Source organism: Haliea sp., assembly GCF_040222615.1.
Taxonomy (GTDB): domain Bacteria; phylum Pseudomonadota; class Gammaproteobacteria; order Pseudomonadales; family Halieaceae; genus Haliea.
Window position 1 is genome coordinate 1 of sequence record NZ_JAVKCQ010000077.1, and the last position, 4,406, is coordinate 4,406.

The following is a 4,406-nucleotide window of genomic DNA, read 5'->3' on the forward strand; positions in this document are numbered from 1 at the left end:
CGCGGCCAGACGGCAGCGCAAGATCACCGCAGGAACGCGCGCCGCATGCGCCCGCAATGGAGTAGCGGAGTCCCCGCCTCCCGGAGCGACGCAGCGGCCGCCAGGCCGCCACGCGAACGAAGCGACCCACGGAACGACGCAGCGGCCATCAGGCCGCCACGTGAACCAAGCGACACAGCGGCCGCACGGGCCGCCACGGAGCGAGGCAGCGGACGCCAGGCCGCCAGGCGGACGAAACGACCGCCAGGGCGCCAGCTGAAAGAAGCCGCTCCGGCTCCCGCTTCAATCAGCCCCGCCGCAGCAGCAGATCCCCCAGCCGGTCGACCTCGGCGATATCCGCGGTTGCGGGGACCAGGAACACCTCCTCGCAACCCGCCGCCTCGGCATTGTCCAGGGCCTGCAGAATGGCGTCCTCGGAGCTGCGGTGCACGGACTCCGCCATCATTTTGGCGATTTCCGGCCCGGCGATGGCAAGGTAGTCGTAGACATAGTCATAGAGCCGCTGTGGCCCGTCATCCGCCAGCGTGCACCAGAACCCTCCGAGCCGGTACGGCTTGTGCTCGCGACCGGCGGCGTCCCAGGCTTCATCCGCCAGACGGAAGGCGTTGGCGAGTTCGCCCTGTTCACCGTTGCCCGACCAGGCGTAAAGGCCGTCGGCCCACCGGGCACAGCGGGCGATGCTCTTGGGGCCCAGAACTCCGGCAAGCAGCCGGGGTCCGCCGTCGCGGCTGGGCAGGGGGCCTATGGGGCCGGCGCCGGGGATCACTTCCTGCTGGTTCCAGACCTGGCGCAGGGTCGCGACCTGCTGGTCCATACGGCCGTAACGGCCCTTGAAGGGGGCCTCGACAGCGGCATAGTCGGCCTCGCGACCGCCGTAGCCAACGCAGACCTGCTGCACTCGACCACCAGACAAGATATCGAGGCTGGCGACCTCTTTGGCGACCTGTACGGCGGGATGCATCGGCAAGACGTACAGGGTCGGGGTGATTTCCACCCGGCTGGTACAGGCGGCAGCAGCTGCAAGCAGCACGCGCATGTCGAAGGTCGGACCGTGTACGCGCTCGCCGCAGGAAACACTGTGGAAGGGCCCGGCATCGACCCGCTGAAACCATTGCAGGTAGTCATCGCGGGTGAGTCCGGCTTTCATGTAGGGCAGGCAGATTCCGGTTTTCATCATCGGGGTCCTTGAACTGAAAGAGCGATTATGGCCCAGACTGCCGGTGGCAGCGCGTGTCGGCGTACACCTATCTGTACCAGTGACCGACCTGTTGGGCAGCGACTGCGCGGATAGCGTTTGCAGGCGGCATTGTCGTGGCCGAGCCACCTTGCTCTGCGCTATAACAGCCGTGGTCAGCGCTATCCGCTGTCCCGGAAAATGGAGAACAGAACCGTGACGATAAAAATCGATGGCCCGTTCTACTCGCAGCTGGGGGACGCGGCTGCAGAGGCCCGGCGGCTCGCAGACATTGGCTACGACGGTGTCTACACCCTCGAAGGGAGCTGGGACCCGTTCTTGCCGCTGGTGCTGGCGTCCGAGCACGCACCGGAACTGGATATTGCCACCGGTATTGCAGTCGCGTTCCCCCGCAATCCGCTGCACCTGGCCTACCAGGCTTGGGACCTGCAGCGCTTCAGTCAGGGTCGCTTCCTGCTCGGCATAGGCTCTCAAATCAAGGCCCATATCGAGAAGCGTTTTGGGATCGATTTTGACCCGCCGGCGACCCGCATGCGCGACTATATACTGGCCCTGAAAGCCATTTTTGCCTGCTGGCAGGACGGAGTACCGCTGGCCTACGAGGGCAAGTTCTATCGCCACACCCTGATGACTCCGATGTTCAATCCCGGTCCCAACCCCCATGGTGTCCCGCCGGTGTTACTCGGCGCTCTGGGGCCGCGGATGACGGAAATAGCGGGGGAGGTCGCGGACGGGTTGATCGTCCACCCTTTCAACAACGAACGGTTCCTGCGCGAGCAGGCTCTGCCCGCTGTGGAACGGGGCCTCGCCCAGGGGGGCAGGTCGCGGGCCGACTTCATCTTGCAGATCAATGCCATTGTCATCACCGGGGAGGACGCAGCGGGGCGCGAGGCCGCGACGGCAGCCGTGCGCGGCTTGCTGGGGTTCTACGCCTCGACGCCGGCCTATCTGCCGCCCATGGCAGCCGTCGGCTACGGTGACCTGCAACCGGAACTGAACCGGCTCTCCAAACAGGGGCAATGGGATGCGCTGGGCAGCCATATCGACGATGAGTTTATCGCCGCCTTTGCGGTGAGTGGTCATCCCGGGGACATCGCCGCGGCACTTCTGGCGCGCTATGGAGATTGCGCCGACCGGTTGGCGATTTACGCGCCCTACGCGGCCCCGGACCCCATGTGGCGGGAGATCCTGCAGGACCTGCGCCGCCTGCAGGCCGCCTGACCGCTTTCGCCATGAAGATTGGCCGCAACCCCGCCTGTACCAGCCGCGCGCCGCGGTTATGATTTCATTACCAATCGCCGGGAGCCTGAGATGAAAATACAGTTTACCCCCGCCCAGCTGGCCTTGCGTGACGAGCTGCGCGCCTATTTTCGCGAGTTGATGACAGCGGAGCTGCGGGCCGAGTGCGAGCGTGACATGGGCGAAGGCGGTGGCCCCCTGTGGCGAGCCGCACTGGCGAAGATGGGGCGGGACGGCTGGATCGGCCTGGGCTGGCCCAGGGAATACGGCGGCCGCGGACTCTCGCCACTGGAACAGTTCGTGTTCGTGGAGGAGGTGATGCGCGCGGGCTATCCATTCCCGTTCCTGACCACGGAATCTGTGGGACCAACCCTGGCGGAGCACGGTAATGCCTGGATTCGCGAGGAAATCGTGCCCAGGATCCTGCGCGGCGAGCTGCTGGTATCCATTGGCTATTCGGAGCCCGGTGCGGGTACCGACCTGGCGTCCCTGCGGACCAGCGCGGTCCGCGATGGCGATGACTGGGTGATCAACGGCCAGAAGATGTGGACTTCCCTGGCACACTTCTGCGACTACACCTGGCTGGCTGTTCGCACTGACCCCGACGCGCCGAAGAAGCACAAGGGCATTTCCATGTTCCTGGTCCCCAACAGCGATCCGGGCTGGAGCTGTGCGCCAGTGCATACCCTGGGTGGTGTGCGCACCAACGCGACCTTTTACGACAACATTCGCGTCAGCGACCAGCACCGGGTAGGCGAACTGAATGGCGGCTGGAAGCTGATTACCAGTCAGCTCAACCGGGAGCGGCTCAGCCTGATCAATTTTGGTCCCATTTCCGAGTTGTTCAACCAGGTTGTGCACTGGGCGCGGGAGACTTCGGGGGAAGACGGCCAGCCGGTCGCGGCGCAATCCTGGGTGCAGGCCAACCTGGCCCGCAGCCGAGCCCTGATCGAGTGCATGAAGCTGATCGTGTACAAGCAATCCTGGGCCATGACCGCCGGCACCCTGGGTATGGCCGATGCCTCCGCCGCCAAGGTGTTTGGGTCCGAGGGCTTTATCGAGGTCTACCGGCTCCTGGGCGAGATCGTCGCCGAGGCCGGCCTGCTGCGGGCGCACTCTCCTGCGGCACAGGAACAGGCGGCGCGAATCGAGCGCCTCTACCGCACCGCCTCCATCATTACCTTTGGTGGCGGCGCCAACGAGATCCAGCGCGACATCATTTCCGCCGCGGGGCTGTGGATGCCTCGCGCCAGCCGTTGAGGGACGTACAGTCATGGACTTTGGGTTTTCGGAGATTCAGGAAGAGTTGCGCGGGCTCGCCCGCAATATCCTCGACGACGCGGTCAGCCCCGCCAGTCTCGGCGCCTACGATGAGTACCGGGTGCCGCGCTTTGATCGGGCTCTCTGGCAGACCCTGCTGACGGCCGGGTTGCCCGGCGTCGCGGTCGCCGAGGAGTACGGTGGCATGGGCCTTGGCTTCATGGAGCTCGGCCTGTTTATCGAGGAGCTGGGGCGGAGTGTGGCGCCGGTGCCGGTGCTGGCGCACTGTGTGTCGGGGCTGCTGCCGCTGCAGAAATTTGCAACCGCAGAGCTGTGCGACCGCGTGCTGCCTGCCGCCACCTGCGGTGAACTGCTGCTGACCGGTGATTTCTGGAGCGGCTTGAGCAGCGTTGACCCGACCCGGGTGCAGGCGCGCTGGCAGGGGGATGCCCTGGTGCTGGAGGGGGAATGCGCCATGGTTCCGTTCGCTCGCGAGGCCGATTGGGTGGTGTTACCGGTGCGCTTGGGCGGCGACACCGCCGTGGTATTGCTGGACCCCCGTGGCCCCGGAGTGACGCTCACGGATCTCGAAATAACCCACTTCGAGCCCCACTGTCGGCTCTCGCTGGCTGCGGTCACCGTTGCGGCCGCGGATGTGGTCATGACCAGCGGCGGCGAGGCGTTGCTGCGCTGGACACGCGAGCGCTGTGCG

The 4,406-nt window shown here is 65.7% G+C and carries 4 protein-coding genes; 3 read left to right on the forward strand and 1 reads right to left on the reverse strand.

The window, feature by feature from the left end; all coding sequences use genetic code 11:
* Window positions 1-286: 286 nt before the first annotated feature.
* Entirely contained in the window at window positions 287-1,177 is an 891-nt protein-coding gene (locus RJQ10_RS06885) for an LLM class flavin-dependent oxidoreductase (protein WP_350144964.1), read from the reverse strand.
* Between the two features lie 213 nt (window positions 1,178-1,390).
* On the opposite strand from RJQ10_RS06885, the gene RJQ10_RS06890 reads away from it, so the two are divergent.
* The 3 genes from RJQ10_RS06890 to RJQ10_RS06900 form a co-directional block, all read left to right on the forward strand.
* Complete coding sequence (locus tag RJQ10_RS06890) at window positions 1,391-2,416, forward strand: TIGR03617 family F420-dependent LLM class oxidoreductase (RefSeq protein WP_350144966.1); 1,026 nt, start codon at window positions 1,391-1,393, stop codon at window positions 2,414-2,416.
* Window positions 2,417-2,506: 90 nt separating this feature from the next.
* Window positions 2,507-3,694 carry an acyl-CoA dehydrogenase family protein gene (locus RJQ10_RS06895; protein ID WP_350144967.1) on the forward strand — a complete coding sequence of 396 codons (1,188 nt, stop codon included), beginning with the start codon at window positions 2,507-2,509 and terminating at the stop codon, window positions 3,692-3,694.
* Window positions 3,695-3,707: 13 nt separating this feature from the next.
* Window positions 3,708-4,406: acyl-CoA dehydrogenase family protein (locus RJQ10_RS06900; protein ID WP_350144969.1), on the forward strand; the 699-nt coding region annotated here is incomplete at its 3' end.

Excerpts from the sequence above, each read along its gene's own strand:
- RJQ10_RS06885 (WP_350144964.1), bottom strand. The coding sequence starts at position 1,177 with ATGATGAAAACCGGAATCTGCCTGCCCTACATGAAAGCCGGACTCACC.
- RJQ10_RS06895 (WP_350144967.1), top strand. The coding sequence starts at position 2,507 with ATGAAAATACAGTTTACCCCCGCCCAGCTGGCCTTGCGTGACGAGCTG.